A 25,918-nucleotide genomic window follows, 5' to 3' on the forward strand; every position below is an offset into this window, starting at 1 on the left:
TTAGCCCGCAAAGGGAACACGCAGGCGCACGAGGCGTTACGCGCGTATGTCCACGACGGGATCCGCTGGATCGACGCGCTGACCTCGCTGGCCCATAGCTGGCCGCCGGAGTGGTGGGACGACCTGTGGGAGACCGCCGCCAGGCGCATCAGGTCCGAAGACGCGGACGAGGTACTGCCAGCCTCTGAGCCATGGCTACGCTGGCGCGGTCGGGATTCCAGGATCGACACCGTACTGATCACCGCGCAGCGTAGCCGACGGGCTGCGCGAAATCGCCGGCCCGATCTGTCGACCGCCAGTGACATCGATCTGGTTGCGCTCCTGAAGGCGCCGGATACCGGCCGGGTCATGAAGGTATCCGCGCTGCACCAGATTCGACGCAGGGCACGGCCCGTACCGGAGTTGCTCGACGCGGTCGAGCGGTTGGCCGCCGAACGGCAAATCGGGCTGTTCGGTGCGCTCCGCGTCCTCGGCCCGAAGGTCGTCCCGGCTGCGCGGGGCTGGGCTGCCGACAGCGAACACCCGCTGTTCGGCGCCGCCGCACACCTCCTCGCCGAACATGGCGATGAGCAGGACATCCCGGCGATCCTCGCCGCACTCGATCGGCTCACCGACGAGTGGTGCGGCCACGACCGGCTCACCGAGGGGCTGGCCAGGATCCTTGTCGGATCCCCATCAGCCGCCCACGCTGACGTGCGGGCAACCCTGATCCGCCGGTTGCGCTGGTTGACCATGGCATCGCCGCACAGTTACGAGCGAGGCAGCTACCTGCGCACCCTGCTGATCCTCGATCCAGACAAGACGACAGGCGTACTGCCGTCGTATCTCCTCGACTGTGAGCCGGACGTTCGACTGTTGGCCGCTCAACACGCCCCGCTCACCGACCAGACGCGACGCTGGCTGCTCACGCTACGCGACGACCCTATCGAGGTGGCATCCGTGCGTCAGGCCGCAGCCGAGCGCCTGGGGCAACGGCTTATCGGATGACTGCTGTTCTGATGCGCGATCGATCCGGCGCACATCTGCGCGACGGGGAGTGATGAGGCGGGGGCCTGCGGTCAGGCAGGTAGCAGTAGGTGCGGTCGAGGTTTCAGAAGTTGGTTGGCTGGACCACAAGGGCGTGGAAGTGCTTGCGCTCGCCGGCTGATCGTTCTCGTTGAGGGCGCCAATGCCCGTCACGGTGACGTCTCCGCCCTGCGTGACTCGATCGTGTTGACCCGGTAGGAGCGGGTGTGCCGGGCGGGCCAGCCCAGGAACCGATCAAACATGTCACCGGCACTTCCCGTCTCACTCGGGTTGAGCCGGTGCAGATCGTCGATCGCGTCATGCAGGCAGCCGGCCAGGTAGAGGAACAGGCTCACCGGGCTGGCCTGGTACTCGGCGAGGAGTGCGAGTTTCGCCGCCCGCAGGGCCACGGCTGCCCGCACCGGCGGCACAGCCACAGCGGGCGCAACGGCAGATGCTCCACGGGCTCCCCCGCGATCGGATGCCCCACGATGCGGCGCTGGTCCTCGGTCATCGGCGTTCCCCTTCTCGGGCCTGCTGCTCGAACAGCCGACGCCACACGTGGGTGAGCAGCGGCGGATCAGCGGGCCGCGCCTGCTGCCGCCCTTGATCGTGCGTAAGCGGTTCAGACCGCCCGGGCTGGTCGGCCCTCGCGTTGCGCGAGACGTACACCGTCATGCCGGCACTCCCGCCTGAGCCGGTGAGCGGTCGGCTCGCCAGGGGAAAGGCGAGCCCACCGCCACACCACGGCGGCTGGGAGCAGCCCGCCGGTCACCCACCCACGCAGCCCGCACGGCAGTACGCAGGCGAGGAAAACGCACCCAGCGCGACAGATCGCTGCCCGGTAGCCGGGAACGGCGACCAAGGCCGTACTCCGGTGTGCCGGTCGTCGATCCCTCCATCTGCAGCTCCCTCCGAGGTGCTCGGACACCGGCATCGACATGCGCTGGTGATCTGATGTGAACTGAACGTAGGAGCGACCTGCATGGAGGACCGGGAAAATCCGTACCGGGTCCGGTGGCCATCAGCGGGCAAGGTGATGTTGTGCGAGGCATGACGGACGACATGACGATCGGCCAGCGCATCGCCTTCTACCGGCGGCGCCGCGGACTTTCGCAGGAGGTGCTGGCCGGCCTGGTCGGTAAGACCCACGAGTGGCTGCGCAAGGTCGAGACGAACCGCGCGGACCTGGACCGTCTCTCGGTAATCCGCGCGATCGCCAGAGCTCTCGACGTTTCCCTTGGTGACCTGATCGGCGCACCGAGCCTGTTCGAATGGTCCGACGAGTCAGGGCGCGACACGATCCCCGCGCTGCGAGCCGCGCTGCATGATTACCGACACCTCGCGCCCGCGCTGGCCAATCCGGCGGCCATCGAAGCTCCCGCATTGGAAAAGATCGAGACCGACGTCGCCGAGATCTGGAACGCCTACCAGCACTCCCGCTATGGCACCCTCGCGCGCCGGCTCCCCTATCTCATCCACGACTGTCTCACCGCCACCGAGGCCTACGGCGGGGACGAGGGTCGACGCGCCCATGCGATGACCGCCTACGCCCACCAGCTCGCCGCGCTGTTCCTCACCAAGCTGGGTGACGGCGACCTCGCCTGGACCGCCGCCAGCCGGGGACTGGCTGCGGCCAACGCCAGCAACGATCACGTGGTCATCGGCTCACTCAGCCGCTCCGCCGCGCACTCGCTCGTTTCCATCGGCGAGTACACCCAGGCCCTTGGCCTTGCCGCCACCGCGGCGCAGTTCATCGAACCATGGCTGGCCAGGCCCACCCCGCAGCTGCTATCGGTCTACGGCAGCCTGCACCTGGTCTGCGCGCTTGCCGCCGCCCGTGACGACGATCGCGCCTCCGCCGACACCCACATCACCGAGGCGGACGCCGCAGCGACCCGGCTTGGTGCCGACGGCAACCACCTGTGGACCGCTTTCGGGCCGACCAACGTGGCGATCCACAAGACGACCGTAGCCATGGAACTCGGTGACGTGCAGCGCGCCATTGCCATCGGCGCCCCGCTCGACACCACTGCACTCCCCGTCGAGCGTCAGGTCCGTCATGCCATCGAAACCGCGCGCGCCCTCGCCCGATGGAACCGCATCGACGATGCCCTCGCCGCCCTCCTGGACGCCGAGGCCATCGGCCCCGACCAGGTGAGCTATCACCAACTGTCCCGCGACCTCGTACGGGAGGTCCTCACCCGACCCCGACCACCCCGCCTGGCCGTCGAACTCAGCGAGCGAATGGGTGTCCGGCCAGGATCCCCCCGCTGGTAGCAGACTCAGACCAGCCTGCTCGTATAACCAGCCTCCACCAGGCGCTCGAAGGCCGTCCGGACCTCGTCCGGCATCTCCTGCGGGATCGCGAAACCGCGCTCCGCGTAGACGTCGATCCGCTGTGTGTCGCCGACCAGCATGTTCACCACCCGTCGCGGGTCGCCGATGCTGCGGACGTAGTCGTCAAGGCCCAGAGGATTCGACGCGCACACCACATCGACCTCTGGCCAGATCCGTTTGCAGGTGGCATAGGCACGACGCTGCTGATAGGGCCGGGACATGATCAGTACCGATCCCACCGAGATCCGTCGCTCAGCCAGCAACTGGCGCGAGTACTCGAGGTTCTGGGCGGTGTTTGTCGCGCGGGGCTCCAGGAGAATCGATTCCGCAGGCACCCCATGCTCGACCGCGTACTCCCGGTAGTGCACCGCCTCCCCACGTGGAAACCGTTCCACGGTCGTCGGCGCGTTCGCACCAGTGAACACGATGCACGGGAACAAGCCCTCGTGGAACAAGCGCGTCGCGATCACCGCGACACCGAGGTCGTGGCTGCCCAGCCCGATCCCGACGTCGCACGGGCGCAGCTCGTGGTGCATGTCGTGGTACTGCCACAACGTCTCCACGTCAGCCCGAATTTCCGGAGGGATGACCTCGGCCGGCATAGCAGTGTTCCGGTTCATCAGCACCGACCAGCGACAGCCGTCACCAGGTCTCCCCGTCGGGCCTCTAGCAGCTCAGGTAGCACGGCCGACATTCGGAGAATGGCTGGCTTCGCGTGGGTATGGTCCGAGCTGAGGTCCCTCATCCCGCAAGCGTAGGTGTATGGACGCCACAGGGCGACGCGCCCCCACCGGCCCCCACAATCCCGAGCAACGTTCGACACCAGCCCATCAGCAACGCCGCCGCGCCCAGGCCGAGCAGCAACCCGTTCAGCGTGGCGTCGGTCGCTCGCCTCGCGGCCAGGATGTCGGCGATCGCCTCGGCTCGACCGGACTGGGCGGCGCCGGGCTGATCACCGCCGCCATCGCGCTGAACACCCGCAGCGCACCTCAGCTCAAGCAGCTGTCGTGGCGGGCCGGAGGGCGGGCTCGTCGTCCCAGGCCAGTGAGCTCATTTTCCAGCCCGATGGGGTTTTGACGAACTGGCTGGTCTTCACGCCCCGGCCCTCGAACCACTCGCCGTTGAGGTAGCCGGACTTGCGGTACTCGCTGATCCGGTGGGCGATCGAGCCATGGATTTCGGTGGTCTCCGACGTCTCCCATTCCCGGAACTCGGTCAGCGTCCCGTCGGTGAGGATCTTCTCGCGAGGATCGACGAACTGGCGCAGGTCGTAGACCACCGGGGTCGCGCCGATGTTGCTGATGATCATCCCTTCGGGGATGAACACCTCGTAGATCGCCTCGACGTTCGGCCTGGTGCCGCCGGGATTGGCGAAGGCGCCCAGGAAGGTGGCCATCAGGCCGTCGAGTTCAGCCTTCACCTCGGCGGACATGCTGCCCCGGGCGGTGGGAGGGGCCGGTCGGCCGGCGTGTCGGGCCCGCCACTCGTCGGCCAGCACCGACCAGATCTCGAGGTCGATCCGTCCGCCCGCGCCGTCCGGGTAGACCTGGCGCAGCGTTCCGTCGCGGCTCATTCCCAGCCGCTGCGCGACCGCGATGCTGCGGGCGTTGCGGGCGTTGGTGCGCCATTCGACGCGAGCAATGCCGCGTTCTTCGACGGCCCAGTCGATGATCCGCTCTGCGGCGCGGGTGATCAGCCCGCGGCCCTGTGCGCCGGGCTCCAGCCAGCAGCCCGCTTCGCAGACGCCGAGCGCGGTGTCGAAGGCGACGAACATGACGCCGCCGACCAGGCGGCCGTCCAGCCAGATGCCCCAGATGCCGCCGCCGTCCTGAGCCCGCTTGTCCGCGTAACGCTGCAGTACGGCGCGAGCCTCGCCGAGATCGCGGGCGACGAAGGCGGGCGAGACCCACGGCGTGATGTGCTCGCGCGCCCGGTCCAGGTGGGCGAGGAACTCCTCGGCCTGCCACGGTTCCAGTGGGCGCAGCACGGCCGAGTCGGCGAGCGGCAGCGCGAACATCAGGACCTCCGTACATAACAAACGTTTGGCACGTACGCTAGCAGGCCATGAGTCCCGCACGCACCGACCACGACTCCCGACGCCAGGACGTCTCGGAGGCGGTGTGGCAGGTCCTGGCCGAGCATGGCTTCGGCGGCCTCACCATGCGCGCCGTAGCTGCGGCCCTGGGCTCCTCGACCGGACTGGTCACCCACTACTTCGCGGGCAAGCGCGAACTGATCGCCCACGCCCTCGACATCCTCGAGGTACGCACCGCGCAGCGCCCCCGGCAGGCCGCGCCCGCACCCGGACTGGCGGCGCTGCGCACGCAGATGCTCAACATCCTCCCGTTGACCCCCGACGCAGCAGCGATGAACCGGATCTGGGTCGGCTCCTGGGACGTCGCCCTGTCCGACCCCGACCTGTTCGCCGCCCAGAGCCTCCGCTACGAACGCATCCGCGCAGGCCTGCGTACCTCCATCGAGGACGCCCAACGGCTGGGCGAGCTTCCCGACGGGGACCCGGCCCAGCTCGCGACGATCGTGCTGGCGTTCACCCACGGCCTGGTGGTCCAGGCGCTGTTCGACCCCGAGCGGCTGCCGGCCGCGACGCAGACGCGGCTGGTCGACGACTTCCTCGCATCGCTGACCCACGGAACCGCCTGACCACCCACCCGCGCCGGCTCTCGCCCGCCCGGTAAGGAGTCAATTCTGCTTAGGCATTTACATCTATGCAATGATCGACTACGGTGATCGGAACTCGAGTACCCGTTGGGTGGCGGCCCCCTTACACCGCGTGACTCCCGCGCCTGTTGCGCATGGGAGAGCATCGAAAGTGACAGTGGGAGATTGCCTTGGGTTCCGACCCCGCACAGAGTCCATCCGGTCAGCGACAAGCCTCCTCGCACGACGTACCGATCCAGCACCCGCCGGCGAAGCAGCATTTCCTCCGGCGCATCCGCCCCGCCTCCGTACTGGTACCCCTGGCTGCGGGCGCCCTCGTCCTGGGCGCCACGCACCTGTGGGGTCCGGACGCCGCGCATCGACTTGACGGCGCCGCCATGTCCGCGGCCCCCGCCTACACCGTCGGCCTACAGCCGCCGCAGGATCCGGGGCCGTTCCCCGGCAGCGTGACGCCCACCTCCGCCACCATCACGATCGCCGGTCAGCGGGACGGAGACAGCACGTTCAAGGTCGTCAAATACGACCAGGTGCAGCCGAAGACCCCGGGCCAGATGGACTTCGCGCACTTCCACACCGGCATCGAGATCCAGTGGTGGCTGAAGAAGTGGGCCCACGAGCGTCCCGACCTCGTCGACCTGCACATCGTCGGCGAGAGCTACAGCGGTCAGCCGATTTACCAGCTGACCATCACGAACAAGTCCACCGGCGCGGACACCGACAAGCCGGCCGCCTACTTCGAGGGGAATCGCCACTCGGGCGAGATTTCGTCGGCCGAGAGCTCGCTGTGGCTGGCGCACCACCTCATCACCCAGGCGGGCAAGGACGAGACCGTCGACAAACTGCTCGATGAAAAGACCGTGTACATCCGACCGGTCAACAATCCCGACGGCCACGACATGTACCTGTACACGGCCCAGACGAACCGGTCGACGGTGCGGCCGGACGACAACGACGGGGACGGCAAGCGCGACGAGGACCCGGGTGAGGACCTCAACGGTGACGGGTACCTGAGCCAGCTGCGCCAGTACGTCGGCGCGGGCAAGGGAACCCACGTCGTCGACGAGCGGGACCCCGCCGGGAACGCCATGCTCAGCGTCGGCGCGGGCAAGGGCGACTACCTGATGTTCTCCGAGGGCATCGACAACGACGGTGACGGCCGCTACAACGAAGACGGCATCGGCGGCCTCGACCTGCACCGCAACTACCCGTACAACTGGCATGTCATGCCGGCGGACGACGCCACCGGCCGGAACCTGACCCAGGGTGGTGCCGGCGCATACCCGTTGTCGGAGCCGGAGACCCGGCACGTGTACACCTGGCTGATGTCGCACACCAACATCGGTGCGGTGAACAGCATGGACACGCGGGTGCCCATGCATCTGCGGGGACCGTCGACCTGCGACCCCGTCGAGTGCATGTACGCCAGCGACCGCAAGCTCTACGAGCACTTCGACAAGGCGGGTGCCTCGTTCACCGGCTACCGGAACACGGGAAGCGTCTACATCGACTACGCCACCCGCAACGGTGGCCAGCCGACGCCGCTGTTCGGGCACGGCCCTGACTTCGGCTACTTCCAGTACGGCGCCGTCTGGTACGGCGACGAGATCTGGAACGGTGGGGACTACGTCGACTTCGACAAGGATGGCAGGTACGCCGACTGGGAGCGGTCGCGGTGGTGCACCGAGAACGGCCGCACGAACTGCTTCCTGCCGTGGACCGAGGTGCAACATCCCAAGCTGGGGAAGGTCGAGATCGGCGGGATCAACCCCAAGTTCTGGTCGCAGAACCCGTCGGCTGATCTGATCGGCACCTGGGCTGCCAACCAGGCCCGGTTCAACCTGTATCTGATCGAGTCGCTGCCGCAGGTCGACCTGACCGAGGTCACCGCCAAGAAGCTCACGGGCACCCAGAGCGACGGCGCGACGCACGAGATCACGGCGACGGTCAGGAACACCGGCCGCATTCCGACTGCGCTCGAGCAGGCGAAGGAGATCAAGATCGTCGCTCCGGACACCGTCAAGGTCGACGGCGCCCGCGCCGTGGGGGCCGCGCCGCAGTTCTACCTGGACGGTGACGACAAGCAGAAGGTCCGGCTTCGGGTGATCAAGACCGGCACCGACTCCATCACGGTGAAGGCGGTCAGCGTTCGTGGCGGTCTGGACACCGCCTCCGTACGCCTGAGCTGATCGCCGGCGGTGTCCCCGCTCCGCTCGCCGGGGCGGGGACACCGTCGTGAGCTACTCCTGCCCGGCTCCGGTCCGGGCCGCAGCGGATTCCTGCGACGCGACCGGCGCGCCACACCACTCGCCGAGCGCGACGCGCAGCTGGTCGGCGCGTCGGCTGGGATTGGTCTCTTCCGACACCCAGGCGATGTAGCCGTCGGGGCGGACCAGGGTGAGCGGTGTGCCGGCCGCCGCCGGGGTGGCCACGCGGACCCGGTCGCCCCAGGCCTGCGCGGTCGCCGCGTCGGCGCCGGTCGGCGTGAGGAGGACGAACGTGCCGCCGCGCAGCGCCTCGGCGAGCCGTCCGACGGGCCGGTCACCGGTGAGCGGCAGGTCCGCCGCCCGGGTGCCGACCAGCGGGTGCGCGCCGCGCGGGGCCTCGTACCGGACGCCGACGCCGGAGATCATGCCGGCCATCCTCCGCCTGATCGGTCCGAGCCGCAGCGCGGTGCGGAGGATTCTCGTGCGGGCCGCCTCGGCCGGCCGTGACCGGATCAAAGCCAACCGGAGGATCGCGCCGCTGCCGCGCAGCACCATCCGGCCGACCGGGTGCCGTTCGGCGTGGTAGGTGTCCAGCAGCCCGTCGGCCGCCCAGCCGTGCACGGCGGCGGCGAGCTTCCAGCCGAGGTTCGCCGCGTCCTGCAGGCCGGTGTTCATGCCCTGGCCGCCGGCGGGTGAGTGCACGTGTGCCGCGTCGCCGGCGAGGAAGACGCGACCCACCCGGTATCGCGGGGCCTGCCGCTCGTCGCTGTGGAAGCGGGACATCCAGCGTGGGTCGTGCATGCCGAAGTCGCTGCCGAGCGCCTGACGGGTCACCTCCCGTAGCTCGGTGAAGTCGACCGGGACGCTGTCCGGCTGCTGGTTGCGGCGGTTCCAGGCGAAGACGCGGTACCAGCCGTCGCCGAACGGCGCGATGAAGGCGAAGGCATCGCCCACCGCGTTCACCATGAGCACGTCCCGGGGCGGTTCGGCGAGCCGTACGTCGGCGAGCATGAGCGAGGTGACCACGGCCTTGCCGGGGAACGGCAGGCCGAGCGCCTCCCGGACCCGGCTGCGGAGGCCGTCGGCCCCGACGAGGTACGACGCCCGCATGGTCGCCGGCCCGTCCTGGGTGGTCACGTCGATGTCGACGCCGTCGGCGTCCTGCCGCAGGCCGGTGACCTCGGCGCCGCGTGCCAGATTCGCTCCCGCCGCCACGGCCCGCCGCTGGAGCAGCCGCTCGACCTGGTACTGCGGCGTGATCAGCACGAACGGGTGCCGGCTGGGCAGCGAGGAGAGGTCGACCCGGACGAAGCCGAACAGGCGCAGCGACGGCACCTGGGCGCCGGCGGTGATCAGCTCGTCGGCCAGTCCCCGCGCGTCGAGTTGCTCCAGGGTGCGGGCGTGGACGGCGAAGGCGCGGGTGAGGTTGGACTCCGCCGATCGGCGTTCCAGGACGGTGGTGCGTACGCCCGCAGCGGCCAGGTCGCCGGCGAGTAGGAGACCGGTGGGGCCGGCGCCGACGATGACGACGTCGTTCTGCTGGCTGATCATGGCAACTCCCCGCGAGTCAACAACTGTTGACATCAACGGTAGGCCCACCCGGGAGCCGAAGTCAACACCTGTTGGCCTACAATCGTTGGCATGACCGCTCCCAGCCGGCCCCGCCGCTCCGACACCACCCGCGAGGCCATCCTGCGCGCCGCCCGGGAACGTTTCGCCGCCGACGGGTACGAGCGGGCCACCATCCGGGCGATCGCCGCCGACGCCGGCATCGACCCGGCGATGGTGATGCGCTACTACGGCAACAAGGAGAAGCTCTTCGCTGCGGCGGCCGAGTTCGACCTCCACCTGCCGGACGCCCGCCAGCTCCCACGAGAGCAGCTCGGCGAGGCGCTGGTCCGCCACTTCCTGCAGCGGTGGGAGGTGGACGAGTCACTGGCCGCGCTGTTGCGGGCGGCCGTGACGAACAACGCCGCCGCGGAGCGGATGCGGCAGATCTTCGCCACCCAGGTCGCCCCGGCCGTCGCCGCCGGCTGCCCCGACCCGACCGAGGCCGCGCGGCGGGCCGGCCTCATCGCCAGCCAGATCCTCGGCCTCGCCCTGTGCCGGTACGTCGTGCAGCTACCGCCCGTTGTGGCGATGACGTCGGACGAGCTCGCCGCCCGGGTCGGCCCGGTCGTGACCGGCTATCTCACCGGTGCCAGCTGAGCTCGGTTCTCCGGGGGGCGTCACCACCGCCCCGTATTCCTGCGCCAGCGCCTCGACCGTCGACTCGATCTGCGCCTGGGTGTGGGTCGCGTTGATGAAGAAGCGCAGCCGCGCGGCGGTCTCCTCGACCGCGGGATACAGGATGGGCTGGACGTTGACACCGCGCTGCCGCATCCGGTCCGCCAGCACCAATGCGACCTCCGACCCGCCGGTGATGACCGGTACGACCGGCGCCGACCCGGCGCCCACCTCGAGGCCCGCGCGGACGGCCAGCCGCCGGAACAGTTGGGCGTTGTCGCGCAACCGCACCACCCGCTCGGGTTCGTCGCCGAGTTTGCGCAGCGCGGCCAGCGCCGCCGCCGCGGACGCCGGCGGAAGACCGACGCTGTAGAGGAATCCCGGACAGGTGTAGCGCAGGTACTCGATGAGCTGCGCATCGCCGGCGACGTAGCCGCCGCAGCTGGCCAGCGCCTTGGACAGCGTCCCCATCCAGACGTCGACGTCGCACGGGCGCACCCCCCAGTGTTCCCCGGCGCCGCGGCCCGTCGCGCCGAGCACCCCGAGGCTGTGCGCCTCGTCGACATAGAGCAGGAACCCGTGCCGGCGGCGCAGCTCCACCAGGGCGGGCAGGTCGGCAAGGTCGCCGTCCATGCTGTAGACGCCCTCGACCGCCACCAGCACCCGGCCGTGGCGCGGTGCGAGCTCGGTGAGCAGCCGGTCGAGCGCGTCGAGGTCGTTGTGCGGGAAGGACCGGCGGTGAGCCCGGGACAGCCGGATGCCCTGCAGGATGCTGTCGTGCGCCAGCGCGTCGTGCAGGGCCAGGTCGTCGCGTCGCAGCAGGTGTCCGAGCACGCTCACGTTCGTGGCGTGTCCGCTCACCATGGCCAGGGCGGCCTCCGTACCGAGAAAGGCCGCCACGGCCTCCTCCAGGTCACGGTGCAGCGGCCGTTCGCCGGAGGCGACCCGGCTGGCCGAGACGGAGGTGCCGTAGCGGGCGAGGGCGTCGGTGGCGGCGGCGACCACGGCGGGATGCGTGGCGAGGCCGAGGTAGTCGTAGCCGGAGAAATCGACCAACTCGGTCCCGCGGATGCGGGTCGTGGCGCCGAGCGCGCCATCGTGCGGCACGAAGTACGGGTTGGCCACGCCGATGCGTTCCGGGAGGGAGAGCCGCTGCTGGAATGCGGCGAGTTCGGGCGGCACCGGGCTCCGCTCGGCAGAAGAGGCCTGGCGGGCGGTGACAAGGCCGGGACCAGCGGCCGGGTCGGTCGCGTCGGTGGGCGCTCCGGTCGGGTCGGTTGCCGTGCCGAAGGTCGCGGTCAGCCAGGCGTCGATGTCGGCGATCGTCGTGGTGCGCCGCAGCAGATCCTCTGGCAGCTGATCCAGCTCCGGATGCGCCGAGATCAGCTGTTCCTCCAGCTCGATCAGCATCAGCGAGTCGAAGCCGAGGTCGTCCACGAGGGCCTGGTTGGCACGCAGCGAGTCCGGCGGGTAGGACCCCGCCTTCGCGACGGCGGCGAGCAGGGCCGACCGTACCGGCGGCGCGGCGGCCGGAGCGAGGTCGACGGCGACGGGCGCGGCTGCGCGGGTGGGCGGTTCCGGTGCGGGGCCCCGCCGGACGGCCCAGTAGCGCACCGCATCGCCGGCCGGGGCCGGGACGGCCGCCGGTCGCGGCAGGCCGGCGGCCTGCTCAAGAACGACGTGCACGTTCGTGCCGCCGAAGCCGAACGAGCTGACCGCGGCCCGGTGTGGCACGCCGTCGCCGCAGGTGGGCAAGGGCTGGGCGGTGGGGGCGATGCGCAGGGCGCCGAGTGCGGGTTCGGGGTCCTCGCAGTTGACCTGTGGTGGCACGGTCGCGTGCCGGAGCACCAGGACCGCCTTGAGCAGGCCGGCGATGCCTGCGGCGGACATGGTGTGGCCGATGTTCGCCTTGACTGAGGACACGTGCACTGGAGTGCCGTCGCCGAGCACGGTGCGCAGGGCGGCCAGTTCGACGGCGTCGCCGGTCGGAGTGGCGGTGCCATGGCACTCGACGAATCCCACGGTCGCCGGGTCCACGGCGGCGTCGGCGTACGCCCGGCGCAGGCTGATCACCTGGCCGTCCAGGCGCGGGGTCATGGGTCCCTCGGCGCGGCCGTCGTTGGCGCAGCCGGTGCCGCGGATGACCGCGTACACCTGGTCACCGGCGGCGAGGGCGTCGTCGAGGCGCTTGAGGACGACGACGCCGACGCCCTCGCCGAGCACGAAGCCGTCGGCGCGCCGGTCGAACGGGCGGCACACGCCGGTGCGGGAGACCGCGCCGATGCGGGAGAAGCCGATCAGGTTGTCGGGTACCAGGTTCAGGTAGACGCCGCCGGCGACGGCAAGGTCGCACTGGCCGGCGCGCAGGTGGACGACGGCCTCGTGCACCGCGACGAGCGCCGACGCGCAGGCGGCGTCGACGACGAAGCTGGGTCCGCCGAGGTCGAACACCGCGCTGACGGTGGCAGCGGCCATGTTCAGCAGGGTCCCGGGAATGGTGTACGCGCGGGGCGGCGCCACCCCGGCCACCGCGGCTTGTGCGGCCTGCGGGTCCAGTGGCGTGCCGAATTCGCCGGCGGCCATCTGCCGGGCCCGGATCCGGCTGGTCAGCAGGTCCTTGTACTCGCTGACCGAGGCGCCCACGTAGACGCCGGTGCGGTCGCGGGGCAGGTCGACGTCGGCATGGCGCAGTGCGTCCTCGGTGACCTGGACCAGCAGCCGGTGCTGCGGGTCGGTCACCTCGACGCGGCGCGGCGCGAGGGCGTACCGGGCGGCCGGGAAGGTGTCCACCTCGGGCAGGTGGGCCACGACGTCGGTGTACGCGAAGTCCGCCGCCCGGGCGTCGTCGGGGTCGTGCATCCAGCCGTGCCGCCAGCGGTGCGGCGACACCCGCCCGGTGGCGACCCGGCCGGTGCGGATCAGGTCCCAGTACGCATCGAGGTTTGCGGCGCCGGGGAAGCGGCAGGCGGCGCCGACGACGGCGATCGGGGCGGCGGTGGTCATCCGGCGGATCCGGCGGCGGTGAGCAGCCCGGGTGGCCCGGAGATCTCGGTGACCGCCTGGGCGGGCACCCGGGGCAGGTCGTGCCGGGTCAGCTGAAGGGCGCGCAGCAGCGGCAGCACCACCTCGGCGAGGAAGACGCCGCGGTCGATGCCGGCGGCGCGCATCACCTCGATGCGGCTGGCGTAGTCGGGCAGCAGGTCCTCCGCGGGCATCCGGAAGGTGCGCAGCACGTACGCGAGGTCGGCGAGGGTGCCCGACCGGTCGTCGGCCAGATGTAGGCGGATCATCTTCAGGTAGAAGCGGGAGTGGGCCATCTCGTCGCGCCCCACCAGGCGGTAGATCTCCGGCAGCACCGGGTCGCCGTGCCGGGTCGCCCACTGGCGCTGCTTGCGGTAGATGACGAACGTGGTCAGCTCCTGCAGGGCGCCGTAGATGGTCATCCGGCGGCCGTCGTCGTAGGGCGGCTCCCAGCGGCGGGCCAGTACGGTGTCGGCGTAGTCGTGCAGCTGCGCGTCGGTGCGGGCGCCGCTGCGGCGCAGGTACTCGCGGAGCACCAGGGAGTGTCTGGCCTCCTCGTAGCCCCAGTTCGCCGCGAACCAGGCGCGGCCGTAGTCGCCGCGCATCAGGTCGAGGTGGGCGCGCAGGTAGTCCGGCAGGTACATCTCCACGCCGCAGAACGTCTCCGCGGAGAGCGCCAGCCGCGGGTCGGGGTCGTGGCCGGCGAGGCGGTCCCAGTCGATGTCGGTGAACACGTTCCAGCGGCGGGTCCGTTCGGCCTGCTCGAAGAAGGTCATGAACTCGCGGTGGAACGCCTCCCGCAGCGCCCGGTCGGTCATGGCGTACCGGCCGGCAGTCGGGCGGCGAGCACGCCGGACAGGTCGCCGATGCTGCGAACGGTGGCCAGTTCCTCGTCCGGCACGCGGATCCGCAGCCGCTCCTCCGCCCAGGCAACCAGTTCCAGGGCCTGCAGGCTGTCCAGCCCTAGCGCGGCGAGGTCGGCGTCGACCGTCAGCACGGGGGCGGGACGGCCGGTCACGTCGGCGATCCCGGCGGCGATCAGGGCCAGCAGCTCATCGGTGGACACGGGGTACTCCTAGATCTCGTCGATGCGGCGCAGCGACCACTGCGCGAGTGACTGGTAGTGCATCTCGAAGGCGCGGATGCACGCAGTCAGGTAGCGGTCGTAGTCGGCGAAGATTTGCCCGCCCCAGCGGTCGCGGATCTGCTGCTCGTGGGTGCGCAGCCGGTCGCGCCAGTGCGCACAGGTGCGCCGGTAGTCCTCCCGCCGGGTGCGCACCTCCACGATCTCCCAGTACGGGTTGACCGCGGCCACGATGTCCTCCATGCGCGGGGTCATGCCGCCGGGGAAGATCTGGTACGTGACCCAGCCGACCTCGCGGATGTCGGCGGGGATGCGCGGCGCGCGGTTGCGCAGGATCGACTGCAGCGCGAGGTGGGCGCCCGGACGGCTCCATTCCCAAGCCCGCCGGAAGTAGTCCCGGTAGCGGGCGACCGACTCCCCCGCGCGGGCCTGCTCTGGGGTGCAAACGTGCTCGATCATGCAGATGGACATGATCGTGTCGAAGCGCACCGGCGGCGTGTAGTCGCGGTAGTCCACGCAGGACGGGGTGACGCCGGGCAGGTCACGGCGGCGGATCTCGGCGTACTGGGCCTCCGACAAGGTGATGCCGTGGACGTCGCGTACGCCCCGATCGACGGCCAGGTATTCGAGGTTGGCGCCCCAGCCGCAGCCGATGTCCAGCACCCGCGAGTCGGGCGTGACCCGGCCGTACCGGTGCAGCAGCTTGAGCTTGGCGACCTGGGCGGCCTCGAGGTCGTCGGTGTCGTCGAAGACGGCACACGTGTAGTTCATCCGCTCGTCCAGCCAGAGCCGGAAGAACTCGTTGTCGACGTCGTAGCTCACGGCCACCTGCGCCCGGTCGGACATCAGCGCACCAACTCCCCGGCGAGGTAGCGCCGCCGGGTCTCCTGCCGGCGAGGCTTGCCTGAGGTCGTCTTCGGCACCGCCCCGGGGCGCACCCGGACCACGTCGGCGACGGACAGCCCGAGCCCCTCGGCCACCGCCGCCCGCACCGCGTCGGGCACGCCGCCGGCGGCGTTCGGCGCGCACTCGACCACGACCACCACCTCCTCGGTCTCCTCTCCCGGCCGCGTGAACGCCACCGCGCCACCCTCGCGGACCCCCGGCACGGTCGCGGCCGCCCACTCCACTCGCTGCGGATCGGTGTTGGCCCCGCGCACCACCAGGAGGTCCTTCGCCCGGCCGGTCACATAGAGGCCGCCACCGTCGTCGAGGTAGCCGAGGTCGCCGGTGCGCAGCCAGCCGTCGGGACGGAAGGTGTCGGGTGCCGGTTGGTCGAGGTAGCCGGCGGCGACCGAGGGCCCGCGTACCCAGATCTCGCCCACCTGCCCGGCCGGGCGCGGTGCCCCGGCCGCGTCGACCACGGCCACCTCGTGACCGGGCACCGGACGGCCGCAGTCGACGGTGCCGGTGGCGTCCGCCCGCAGACCGGCCGCGAAGCTCACCGCGAGCGTCGCCTCGGCCAGCCCGTAGCAGGGCGTCAGCGCCGTCCGGTCCAGACCTGCCGAGGCGTACGCGGCGACGAAGCGCTCCAGTGTCGGCGTGTTGATCGGCTCGGCCCCGCAGCCCAGGACGCGCAGGGCGGACAGGTCCAGCGCGGCGACGTCGTCGGGGCGGGCGCGCCGGGCCGCCAGCCCGAAGGCGAAGCTCGGACCGAACGTGACCGTCGCCCGGTACGCCGACACCGTACGCATCCACAGCCCCGGGTCGCGCAGGAACGAGACGGTCGGCAGGTACACCACCGGGACGCCGGCGGTCAGCGCGGCGCAGCCGAAACCCACGAGGCCCATGTCGTGGTGCAGCGGCAGCCAGCACACCCCCACGTCGCGGTCCGGGTCGAGGCTGATGCCGGCCCTGATCGCGGCGCTGTTGGCGGCGAGGGAGCCGCGGGTGACCAGCACCGCGCGGGACTGTCCGGTGCTGCCGCTGGTGAACTGGGCGTACGCGGGCCTTTCCGGCGGCAGCCGCACCGGGGCGGGGTGGACGGGTCCGTCCGCCATCGCCGTGACGGCAACGGCGACCGTCCCGGCTCCGATCGCGTCGACGGTTTCCGGCGGGCCGCACACCAGGCGCGGGCGGACCAGCGCGAGCGCCTCCTTCACGGTGGTGCGCCAAGCGTCGCGGCGGCCGACCGGCGGTGGCGGCGGCAGCGGCACCGCCACCGCGCCCAGCCACAGCGATGCGAGGAACACCGGCAGGAACGCCTCGGGATCGCCGGCGAACACGCCCACCCGGTCGCCGGCCCGCACGCGGTGAGCGGCGAGGGCGCCCGCGCGGCGGCTCACCGCGTCGCGCAGCTGGCCGCGGGTCAGCGTCACCGACGTGGCGTCGTCTCGTCGATAGATGTGCGCGGGACGGTCGTCACCGGCGTACGAGTCGATGACGTCCGCCACCCAGCGCGGGCCCCGCATGACAGCTCTCCCCCAGTCCACCGGCACCCGCCCGGCTCGGGATGAGCATCGTCAACCGGGGCTGACAGGGTCAATCATGCAAATGTATGGCCGCGGGAGGCTGGTCGGCGGCGGTGCGCCGACCGCTGGGCAGATTCGTCCGGCCTGCCGCTCACCGGTGACGAAGTCCTCGCACGTGCGGCGGGCGCACGGCTTGGTCATGTCAGCGATCGGCAGTCACGTGAACCGCACTGTCACATCTCCTACAGTGGAGAAGACGGCACGCCAGGTCCCCGGACCTTGCACGCTTTCGTTGCAGAACGATCCCGTGATCACCCGCTGGCCGGCGTCGAGTCCGCGGCCGTACCGGTGCAGCAGCGCGCAGAGGCGCGACAGCGACAGGAACGGGTCGTCCATCGACGCACCGGGGGTTCGGGTCGCGACCTTCCTGTCGTCCTGCCACAGGTCGACCGTGGTCCCGCTGAGGGTGGACGGCACGGGCGTCTCCGGGCCCACGACGATCCCCCAGTTGCCCAGGCCGTCGGCGATGGTGGTCGGGTCGTCCGCGTGCGCACTCAGCCGACGTTCGTTCAGTTCGAACGCCGGCGCGACCGCCCGCACGGCGGACCTCGCGGCTGCCGGATCGATGTCGCCGCGCAACGGCGCGCCCAGCACGAGGCACAGCTCCGGCTCCAGGTAGCCCGACCTGATCCGGTCGTGCCCCAGCGTGTCCCCGGAGCCGAGCGTACGGCTTTCGAGGAGATAGCCGAACGGGCGAAACCCCTTCCCCATCACATCCCGGCGGGGCCCGGAGGTGAGGCCCACCTTCCAGCCGGACGATCGATCGCCTGCCGCCACCAGCCGGTCGAGGACGGCCAGTTGCAGGCCCAGCGCGTCGTGGCGGTCGTAGGCGGCGGCGTTCGCGCCGGGGCCGGCAACCCCGTCGAGTCGGGCGTCGACGAACGCCCTCACCAGTTGCTCGTCGTACACGTCGCGTCCTTTTCGGGTCGGTGCATCGGATGTCCGGGCCGTCAACGGCGGCAGGGAGGGAGCCGCCCGTCCCTCCCTGCTGCCCTGTCAGGCCGGCCTTCGGTGTGCCGCGGCGTTCGGGTGTGGGTCAGAGCCAGCCGGGCACGACGAAGATGAGCCAGGTGACGATCGGGATGATCACCACCATGCTGAAGCCCCAGCGCATGAGGCCCTTGTACACGTAGTCCCGCTGCTCCTCGGTAGCGTTGGCCACGGTGAGCGCGCCGCTCGTGGAGTACGGGCTCGAGTCGACGATGGACGACGAGAGTGCCAGCGCGGTGATCAGTCCGACTGCTCCGACGGAGTTGCTGCCGGTCAGGAACGGGACGGCGAGCGGAATCAGGGCGCCGAGGATGCCGGTGGTCGAGGCGAACGCCGAGACCGCGCCGCCGATGAAGCAGATGACGAGCGCGGCCATCAGCGGGGCGCCGATGCCGGCGACCTCCTCACCGAGCCACTTGATCGTGCCGATCTCCTGCATGACGCCGACGTACATGACGATGCCGCAGACGAGCAGCACGGTGGGCCAGGCGACGTGGTTGACGGCGTTGCGGGCCGACTCCGGCGAGAGCAGGGTGAGGATCGCGGCCACGGTGACGGCGACCAGGCCGACGTTGAGGTCGAAGAAGAGCGCGGCGACAGCGAGGCCCAACAGCCCGACCAGCGTCATGATGCGGTCGCGGTCCAGGCGCAGCGGCGCCTCGGCCTCGGTCGCCGGCGGCGCGGTGGTGGTGGCCCCTCCACCGGACCTGGCCGCCTGGGCGGGCACGGGCCCGCCGGCCGTCCCCTCGCTGACCGCGACGGCACCGCCGGCCGGTCGGGCGGCGGCGGCTCCTTCGTTGGCCAGGCTGATGCCGGAGTCCGAGGCCGCCTCGTTGTCGGGGTCGGAGGCCGGCTCCGGACGCCGGTCCCGGGTCGTAACGGCGCGGGCGTCAGTGGCCAGCTCGGCCTCGTCGAACGTGCCGAGGCCGGTGTCGACGGCCCGGCGGGTGAGCAGTTCCCGGCCGCCCCACATGAAGAAGGCGACGAGACTGATGGCGAGGTTGACGAAGAAGGAGGCCAGGAAGAGCAGCGTCGGGTTGCCCGGCAGCCCCGCCTTCTCCACCACACCGTTGGTGATGCTGCCGAAGATGCTGATCGGTGAGAAGCCGCCGGCGCTGGCGCCGTTGATGATCAGCAGGCCCATCATCAGCGGGTTGATCCGGTACCGCCGGGCGAAGCCCAGGCCGATCGGGGCGATGATCGCCACGGATGCCGGGACCACCGCGCCGATGGCGGTGAGGCAGGCGGTCACCAGAAACATGATCCATGGGATCAGGCCGACTCGGCCGCCGACGAGTCGAACCGCGGTCTGGACGAGCCAGTCCACTGTGCCGTTGGCCTTCGCGATGGCGAACAGGTACGTGACGCCGACGAGGATGACGAACAGGTCGCCGGGGAAGCCGGCGAAGATCGCATCCGTCTTGTCGCCGAGGTCTGCTCCGTCGAGGACGGTGATGCCGACGATGAACGCGGCGACGATCGCGAGCGCGCCGAGATTCACCGGTCGAACCGTGGCTATCAGGAAGATGACGGCTAGGACGAGGATCGAGACGAGTTCTACCGACATGGGAACCTCCCGGTTGGGGGTGCATCTCGACGCCGACCACTGGGGTGGGGCTGGGGGCGGCACCCACCGGGCAGGGTGAGGTAACACGGGCTTGTTTCCACGATGCGAAAACCAAATTTCGTTTCCGGGAGTATGTGCCATATCACATCGACGGTCAAGGTTCTGTCGGCCCGGAACGCGAGACGTCCAATCGGGACAGACCGCGGAGCTCGGGCGGACGGGCGGCACCCGGGCTTCCGATGCTTGCGCTCTCCCACCTGTTCGTTGGTACGGTCTCCGTCATGCGGTAGCTGATTTCCGCATGGCGGACTTTTCTGAACTGAGAGGCAGCCTCGGTATGACCCCCACCGGCCGTCACTTCCTCCAGATCCCGGGCCCCACCAACACGCCGGAGCGGGTGCTGCGCGCCATGGCCGCGTCCACCATCGACCACCGCGGCCCCGCGTTCGCCGAGCTCGCGCGGGAGGTGCTCGAGGCCGTCAAGCCGGTCTTCGGCACCACGCAGCCCGTCGTGGTCTATCCGGCGTCGGGCACCGGCGCCTGGGAGGCCGCCCTGGTCAACACTCTCAGCCCCGGCGACCGGGTGGTGTGCTTCGAGACCGGCCACTTCGCGACGTTGTGGCAGGACATGGCGCGCAAACTGGGCTTGGAAGTCGACTTCGTGCCCGGCGACTGGCGGCACGGCGTCGACCCGGAGACCGTGGCCGACAAGCTGCGCGCCGACGCCGCCCACCGGATCAAGGCCGTCCTGGTCGTACACAACGAGACCTCGACCGGCGTGACCAGCCGGGTGGCCGAGGTACGACAGGCGATCGACTCCACCGGCCACCCGGCACTGCTGCTCGTGGACACCATCTCGTCCCTGGGCTCCATCGAGTACCGGCACGACGCGTGGGGCGTCGACGTCACGGTGGCCGGCTCCCAGAAGGGCCTGATGCTGCCGCCCGGGCTCAGCTTCAACGCGGTCAGCCAGAAGGCGCTGGAAGCGTCGAAGACCGCGCGGTTGCACCGGTCGTTCTGGGACTGGCAGCCGATCATCGAGGCCAACACGCGGGGCTTCTTCCCTTACACGCCGGCCACCAACCTGCTCTACGGGCTGCGGGAGGCGCTGCGCATGCTCGAGGAGGAGGGCCTGGCCAACGTGTACGCCCGCCACCAGCGGCACGCCGAGGCGACCCGGCTGGCGGTGCGCGGGTGGGGGCTGGAGGTGCTGTGCGCGGACGAGCGCGAGCACTCGGGCTCGCTGACCGCCGTCCTCGTCCCCGACGGGCACGACGCCGACAAGATTCGCGCGCTCATCCTGGACCGGTACAACATGTCGCTCGGTGCCGGACTCGGCAAGCTCGCCGGGCGGATCTTCCGGATCGGCCATCTCGGTGACTTCAACGATCTGATGCTCGCGGGCACCCTCGCCGGCGTCCAGATGGGCCTCGTCGCCGCCGGGGTACCGATCGACACCAGCGGGATCAACGCCGCCCTCGACCGCCTGCAACATCCCTGAGCCGCCTCCCGGATCTTGTTCGCGCCCGGCCCGCAGAGGAGGTCAGCAGCCTTGACCGTCAGTGACAATCGCATCGGCCGGGACGTCGAGGAACTCGGCCGGGACCTGGCGCGGGACCTTGCGCACGCCCTCGACGGCGAGACCGGCTTCGACCCGTACACCCGGCACCTGTTCTCCCGCGACGCGAGCATGTACGCGATCGAACCGATCGGCGTGGTGTTCCCCCGGCACGCCGACGACGTCGCGGCGGCCGTGTCACTGGCCGGCCGGTACGGCGTACCGGTGGTGCCGCGCGGCGGCGGCACGAGCCTCGCCGGACAGACGATCGGACCCGGCCTGGTGCTCGACCTGTCCCGGCACATGCACCGCATCATCGACATCGACCCCGATGCCCGGACCGCGCGGGTGCAACCCGGGGTCGTGCAGGACCAGCTCAACCGGGCGGCCGCCCCGCACGGCCTGATGTTCGGGCCGGACACGTCCACCAGCAACCGCGCCACCATCGGTGGGATGCTCGGCAACAACTCCGCCGGCAGCGGGTCCGTCCGCTACGGCATGACGGTCGACCACATCCGGGAGCTCGACGTCGTGCTCTCCGACGCCTCCCGGGCCCACTTCGCGCCGCTGGACCCGGCGGAACGGACCCGCCGCGCCGACCTGCAGACCCGCGAGGGCGACCTCTACCGGCAGCTGCCGCCCCTGCTGCAGACGTACTCGGCCGCCATCTCGACGGACTTCCCGGCGTACTGGCGGCGCGCCTGCGGCTACCGCCTGGACCGGCTCGCCGGCGACCCGTCGTTCAACCTCGCCCCGTTCGTCGTCGGGTCGGAGGGAACCCTCGTGATCGCCACCGAGGCCCTCGTGGACCTCGTCCCCAAGCCGCGCCGAACGGTGATCGCGGTCGGTCACTTCACGTCGGTCCTCGGCGCCATCGAGGCGACCGAGGACGCGCTGGCCTGCGACCCGGCGGCAGTCGAGATGATGGACCGCACCATCCTCGACCTGTCCCGGCAGAAGATCGAGTACGCCGACCTCGGGCGGACCCTTGAAGGCGATCCGGAGGCGCTGCTCTTCGTCTCGTTCAGCGGGGACGACGAACGGCAACTCGTCGGTCAGCTCGACCGGCTGGCCGCGCTGTGGCGCCGGCACGGCCACGGCTACCACACGCTGCGCGCCGAGACGCCCCAGCAGCAGGCGCCGCTGCTCAAGGTACGCAAGTCCAGTCTCGGCCTGCTGATGGCCGCGGGCAGCGGGACCCGGCGTCCGCTCGCGTTCGTCGAGGACACCGCGGTCGACCCGAAACACCTCGCCGACTACACCCGCCGCTTCCGGCAGGTCCTCGACCGGCACGGTCTCCAGGCCGGCTTCTACGGGCACTGCTCGGTCGGTTGCCTGCACATCCGGCCCTTCGTGGACGTCAGCGAGCCGGAGCAGGTCGCCGCGATGCGGGCCGTCGCGGAGGAGATCAAGGATCTGGTCCGGGAGTACGGCGGGGTCAACTCCAGCGAGCACGGCGACGGCCTGGTCCGCAGCGAGTTCAACCGGGAGATCTTCGGCGACGAGCTGTACGAGGCGATGCGCACCGTCAAGCGCATCTTCGACCCGGAGAACCTCATGAACCCAGGCAAGATCGTCGACGCGCCGTCGATGACCGAGAACCTGCGGGACGCCGCGCTGCCCCCGGCGCCGCCGATCCGGACCCGATTGGCCTTCGACGTCGTCGGGGGTATGCGCGGGGCGGCGGACCGCTGCATGAACATCGGGCTGTGCCGCAAGAGCGCGACCGGGGCCATGTGCCCGTCGTACATGGCCACGCGGCAGGAGGAGCACGCCACCCGGGGGCGGGCCAACGCGCTGGTCAAGGCGCTCTCCGAGCCGGACCCCGCAGCGGCGCTCGGTGACGAGCGGCTGCACGAGATCCTCGACCTGTGCCTGATGTGCAAGGCGTGCAAGAGGGAGTGCCCGCTCGGGGTGGACATGGCCTCGCTCAAGGCCGAGGCCCTCGCGCACCATCACGACGCGCACGGCGTGCCGCTGCGGTCGCGGCTCTTCGGCGCCATCCGCCTGCTCAACCGCCTCGGCTCGGCGGCGGCTCCGCTGTCCAACCTGCCCGGCCGCGCCCGGCCGCTGCGCCTGCTCCTGGAGCGCGCGGTCGGCATCACCCCGAACCGTCCGCTGCCCACGTTCCAGCGGCGCAACCTCGTCCGCTGGTTCCGCCGCCACGCCCGTCCCGCCCACTCGATGGCGCCGCAGGGTCAGGTGACCCTGCTGGCCGACTCCTTCACGACTTTCACCGAGCCGGGCATCGGCCGGGCGGCGGTCGAACTGCTGGAGGCCGCCGGCTGGGCGGTCCGGCTGGAGAGCGGCGGTTGTTGTGGTCGGGCCAGTTTCTCCAAGGGCCTGCTCGACGATGCCCGACACAAGGCGGGATCGCTGGCCAGGAGGCTGGTCCGCTCGTCGGAGCCCGGATCTCCGATCGTCGGGTGCGAACCCTCGTGCATCCTGACCCTGCGTGACGAACACCGGCAACTGCTCCCCGACGACCCTGCCGTGCGGGACGTCTCCGGCCGGGTGCGCCAGATCGAGGAACTGCTGGTCGAGGCCATCGACGCCGGCCGGCTGCGGCTCGGCGAGTCGGAGTTGTCCGGTCGGCGCATCCTCTACCACGGCCACTGCCACCAGAAGGCCGAGGTCGGGACGGCGGCCACCGTGGCGTTGCTGCGCCGCATCCCGGGCGTCGAGGTGGTCGAGCTGGACGCCGGGTGCTGCGGGATGGCGGGGTCGTTCGGGTTCGAGTCCGAACACTACGACCTGTCGATGGCGGTGGGCGGCGACCGGCTCTTCCCGGCCATCAACGCCGAGTCACCCGACACCGTGATGGCCGCCACGGGCGTGTCCTGCCGCCAGCAGATCCGGCACGGCACGCAGCAGGTCGCCTGGCATCCGCTCGAGCTGGTCCGCCGGTCGTTGTCCCCGCGGTGACCACCCACCGTCGCGCGGGCCGGCCCCGGTGGGCCGCCGTGGCAGCCCACCGGGGTTCGGCCCGGGCTCACTTCTCGGCGGAGACCTGGTAGGCGGGGAGGGTCAGGAAGTCGGCGTAGTCGTCGGCGAGGGCGACCTCGAGCACCAGCCGCCGGGCCTGGGCGAACCGCTCCTCGTCGAACTGCTCCTTGCCCAGACCCTCGCGGATCGTGGCCAGCTCCTCGTCCAGGATGCGCTCGACGAGGCCGCGGGTGACCGTGGTACCGGTGTCGAGCGTGACGTCGTTGTGCACCCACTGCCAGATCTGCGAGCGGGCGATCTCGGCGGTCGCCGCGTCCTCCATCAGGTTGTTGATGGCCACCGCGCCGTTGCCGGCCAGCCACGAGGCGAGGTACTGCAGCGCGACGCTGATGTTGTTGCGCAACCCGGCTTCGGTGACGGCGCCGGGCGTGCTCCGCACGTCGAGCAGCTGGTCCGGGGTGACGACGACCTCCGCACGCAGCCGGTCGAGCTGGTTCGGTCGGTCGCCGAGCACGCGGTCGAACACCTCCTGGCAGACGGGCACCAGGTCGGGGTGTGCCACCCACGAACCGTCGAAGCCGTCCCCGGCCTCCCGCTCCTTGTCCTCGCGGACCTTCGCCAGCGCCACCTGGTTGACCTGCGGATCGCGCCGGCTGGGGATGAACGCCGCCATCCCACCGATGGCGAAGGCGCCACGCTTGTGGCAGGTGCGCACCAGCAGTTCGGTGTAGGCGCGCATGAAGGGGGCCGTCATGGTCACCGAGTTGCGGTCCGGCAGCACGAAGTCGGCGCCGGAGTCACGGAAGTACTTGATGATGCTGAACAGGTAGTCCCACCGGCCGGCGTTGAGGCCCGACGCGTGCTCGCGCAGCTCGTAGAGGATCTCCTCCATCTCGAACGCCGCCGGCATCGTCTCGATCAGCACGGTCGCGCGGATCGTGCCGTGGGCGATGCCGAGCCGCTGCTGGGCGAAGGTGAACACCTCGTTCCACAGCCGCGCCTCGAGATGGCTCTCCATCTTCGGCAGATAGAAGTACGGCCCGCTGCCCCGGCGCAGGAGTTCCGCGGCGTTGTGGAAGAAGTACAGGCCGAAGTCGACCAGGGCGCCCACGACCGGTCGGCCGTCCACCAGCAGGTGGGGCTCGTCGAAGTGCCAGCCGCGCGGGCGCACCACGATCGTCGCGAGGCGGGCGTCCTGGCGCAGCGCGTACTCCCGACCGTCCGCGGCGGTGAAGGCGATGGTCCGGCGCACCGCGTCGTGGAGGTTGGCCTGCCCGCCCACGACGTTGCCCCAGTGCGGAGTGTTCGCGTCCTCAAGGTCGGCCAGCCAGACGCGGGCGCCGGAGTTCAGGGCATTGATGCTCATCTTGCGCTCTGTGGGACCGGTGATCTCCACCCGGCGGTCCCGCAGGTCGTCGGGGGCCGGGGCGACCGACCACGCCGCCTCGCGGACCTCCCGCGTCTCCGGCAGGAAGTCGAACCGGTGGCTGCGGGCCACCTCCGCCCGGCGCCGGCGGCGCAGGTCGAGCAACTCGTCACGACGGACACCGAACCGCTCCTGCAGTTCGGCGACGAAGGCCAGGGCCTCGGGGGTGAGAATCTCCTCGCCGCGCGGCACGGGGCCGCCGGTCACCTCGATCTCGGGCATCCGGATCACCTTCCTCTGTCTCCCCCGGCCCGTGCGGCCGGCATCGTCATCCCGGCAAGAGCGGACGCGGGGCGGTGACGCGTAGGCCGGCCCGCGCAGGTCGATCCGCCCTCATCATTCCTTCACCATAGTGGATACTAATTTCCGCTTTACGGAAGTCAAGCGCGGCGAGGCCTGAC

General features: G+C 70.8%; 18 protein-coding genes and 2 pseudogenes. 7 read left to right on the plus strand and 13 right to left on the minus strand.

The genetic code is table 11. The annotated features are described in order from the left end of the window. Positions 1-987, plus strand: a 987-nt coding sequence (locus tag ACY34I_RS27770; protein ID WP_462757972.1) for a hypothetical protein, incomplete at its 5' end; no start/stop codon positions are given. 188 nt (positions 988-1,175) lie between these two features. On the opposite strand, the pseudogene ACY34I_RS27775 reads toward ACY34I_RS27770, so the two are convergent. Continuing rightward, a pseudogene (locus ACY34I_RS27775) lies at positions 1,176-1,519 on the minus strand (hypothetical protein). Further along, on the minus strand, positions 1,516-1,683 hold the full coding sequence (amcA, locus tag ACY34I_RS27780; RefSeq protein WP_462757973.1) for a multiple cyclophane-containing RiPP AmcA: 168 nt from the start codon (positions 1,681-1,683) through the stop codon (positions 1,516-1,518). The pseudogene ACY34I_RS27775 and the gene amcA overlap by 4 nt, the downstream one beginning before the upstream one ends. A gap of 375 nt (positions 1,684-2,058) precedes the next feature. On the opposite strand from amcA, the gene ACY34I_RS27785 reads away from it, so the two are divergent. After that, positions 2,059-3,285 carry a helix-turn-helix domain-containing protein gene (locus tag ACY34I_RS27785; RefSeq protein WP_462757974.1) on the plus strand — a complete coding sequence of 409 codons (1,227 nt, stop codon included), beginning with the start codon at positions 2,059-2,061 and terminating at the stop codon, positions 3,283-3,285. Between the two features lie 5 nt (positions 3,286-3,290). On the opposite strand, the gene ACY34I_RS27790 is transcribed toward ACY34I_RS27785, so the two are convergent. Both ACY34I_RS27790 and ACY34I_RS27795 read right to left on the minus strand, forming a co-directional pair. After that, positions 3,291-3,971: a YdcF family protein gene (locus tag ACY34I_RS27790; protein ID WP_462757975.1), complete on the minus strand. Its 681-nt coding sequence runs from the start codon at positions 3,969-3,971 to the stop codon at positions 3,291-3,293. A gap of 845 nt (positions 3,972-4,816) precedes the next feature. Further along, positions 4,817-5,362 (minus strand): annotated as a pseudogene (locus ACY34I_RS27795) (GNAT family N-acetyltransferase); the annotation flags it as partial. Between the two features lie 47 nt (positions 5,363-5,409). Here ACY34I_RS27795 and ACY34I_RS27800 point away from each other — a divergent pair. After that, positions 5,410-6,006 (plus strand): TetR/AcrR family transcriptional regulator, encoded by a 597-nt coding sequence (locus tag ACY34I_RS27800; RefSeq protein WP_462757976.1) that lies wholly within the window; start codon positions 5,410-5,412, stop codon positions 6,004-6,006. Positions 6,007-6,401: 395 nt separating this feature from the next. After that, positions 6,402-8,210 carry a M14 family metallopeptidase gene (locus tag ACY34I_RS27805; protein ID WP_462757977.1) on the plus strand — a complete coding sequence of 603 codons (1,809 nt, stop codon included), beginning with the start codon at positions 6,402-6,404 and terminating at the stop codon, positions 8,208-8,210. 51 nt (positions 8,211-8,261) lie between these two features. On the opposite strand, the gene ACY34I_RS27810 is transcribed toward ACY34I_RS27805, so the two are convergent. Beyond that, complete coding sequence (locus ACY34I_RS27810; RefSeq protein ID WP_462757979.1) at positions 8,262-9,779, minus strand: FAD-dependent monooxygenase; 1,518 nt, start codon at positions 9,777-9,779, stop codon at positions 8,262-8,264. Between the two features lie 90 nt (positions 9,780-9,869). Here ACY34I_RS27810 and ACY34I_RS27815 point away from each other — a divergent pair, with 90 nt between their 5' ends. Further along, positions 9,870-10,436, plus strand: coding sequence for a TetR/AcrR family transcriptional regulator (locus ACY34I_RS27815; protein WP_462757980.1), 567 nt, complete (start codon positions 9,870-9,872; stop codon positions 10,434-10,436). Here ACY34I_RS27815 and ACY34I_RS27820 read toward each other — a convergent pair. From ACY34I_RS27820 to ACY34I_RS27850, 7 genes are all read right to left on the minus strand, one after another. Further along, complete coding sequence (locus ACY34I_RS27820) at positions 10,350-13,457, minus strand: aminotransferase class I/II-fold pyridoxal phosphate-dependent enzyme (RefSeq protein ID WP_462757982.1); 3,108 nt, start codon at positions 13,455-13,457, stop codon at positions 10,350-10,352. The two genes, ACY34I_RS27815 and ACY34I_RS27820, sit on opposite strands and share 87 nt — an antisense overlap. Beyond that, positions 13,454-14,293 (minus strand): acyl-ACP desaturase, encoded by an 840-nt coding sequence (locus ACY34I_RS27825; protein ID WP_462757983.1) that lies wholly within the window; start codon positions 14,291-14,293, stop codon positions 13,454-13,456. The genes ACY34I_RS27820 and ACY34I_RS27825 overlap by 4 nt, the downstream gene beginning before the upstream one ends. Then, complete coding sequence (locus tag ACY34I_RS27830) at positions 14,290-14,541, minus strand: acyl carrier protein (protein ID WP_462757984.1); 252 nt, start codon at positions 14,539-14,541, stop codon at positions 14,290-14,292. The genes ACY34I_RS27825 and ACY34I_RS27830 overlap by 4 nt, the downstream gene beginning before the upstream one ends. Before the next feature lie 9 nt (positions 14,542-14,550). Next, complete coding sequence (locus ACY34I_RS27835) at positions 14,551-15,405, minus strand: class I SAM-dependent methyltransferase (protein WP_462757985.1); 855 nt, start codon at positions 15,403-15,405, stop codon at positions 14,551-14,553. Next, a complete protein-coding gene (locus tag ACY34I_RS27840; protein ID WP_462757987.1) occupies positions 15,405-16,970 on the minus strand; it encodes an AMP-binding protein in 1,566 nt (521 codons plus the stop codon). Before ACY34I_RS27840 ends, ACY34I_RS27835 begins: the two co-directional genes overlap by 1 nt. Positions 16,971-17,186: 216 nt before the next feature. Continuing rightward, positions 17,187-17,939 carry a 2-keto-4-pentenoate hydratase gene (locus tag ACY34I_RS27845; protein ID WP_462757988.1) on the minus strand — a complete coding sequence of 251 codons (753 nt, stop codon included), beginning with the start codon at positions 17,937-17,939 and terminating at the stop codon, positions 17,187-17,189. 127 nt (positions 17,940-18,066) lie between these two features. Then, positions 18,067-19,587, minus strand: coding sequence for an SLC13 family permease (locus tag ACY34I_RS27850; protein ID WP_462757989.1), 1,521 nt, complete (start codon positions 19,585-19,587; stop codon positions 18,067-18,069). Positions 19,588-19,924: 337 nt separating this feature from the next. On the opposite strand from ACY34I_RS27850, the gene ACY34I_RS27855 reads away from it, so the two are divergent. Both ACY34I_RS27855 and ACY34I_RS27860 read left to right on the plus strand, forming a co-directional pair. Then, positions 19,925-21,088: a pyridoxal-phosphate-dependent aminotransferase family protein gene (locus tag ACY34I_RS27855; protein WP_462757990.1), complete on the plus strand. Its 1,164-nt coding sequence runs from the start codon at positions 19,925-19,927 to the stop codon at positions 21,086-21,088. Between the two features lie 51 nt (positions 21,089-21,139). Next, positions 21,140-24,070 (plus strand): FAD-binding and (Fe-S)-binding domain-containing protein, encoded by a 2,931-nt coding sequence (locus ACY34I_RS27860; RefSeq protein WP_462757991.1) that lies wholly within the window; start codon positions 21,140-21,142, stop codon positions 24,068-24,070. A 67-nt stretch (positions 24,071-24,137) separates the two neighbouring features. Here the strand turns inward: ACY34I_RS27860 and aceB are convergent, their stop codons facing one another. After that, a complete protein-coding gene (aceB, locus tag ACY34I_RS27865; RefSeq protein WP_462757992.1) occupies positions 24,138-25,739 on the minus strand; it encodes a malate synthase A in 1,602 nt (533 codons plus the stop codon). Between the last annotated feature and the right edge of the window lie 179 nt (positions 25,740-25,918).

The sequence above is a fragment of the Micromonospora sp. RTBAU3-60 genome (assembly GCF_054963695.1).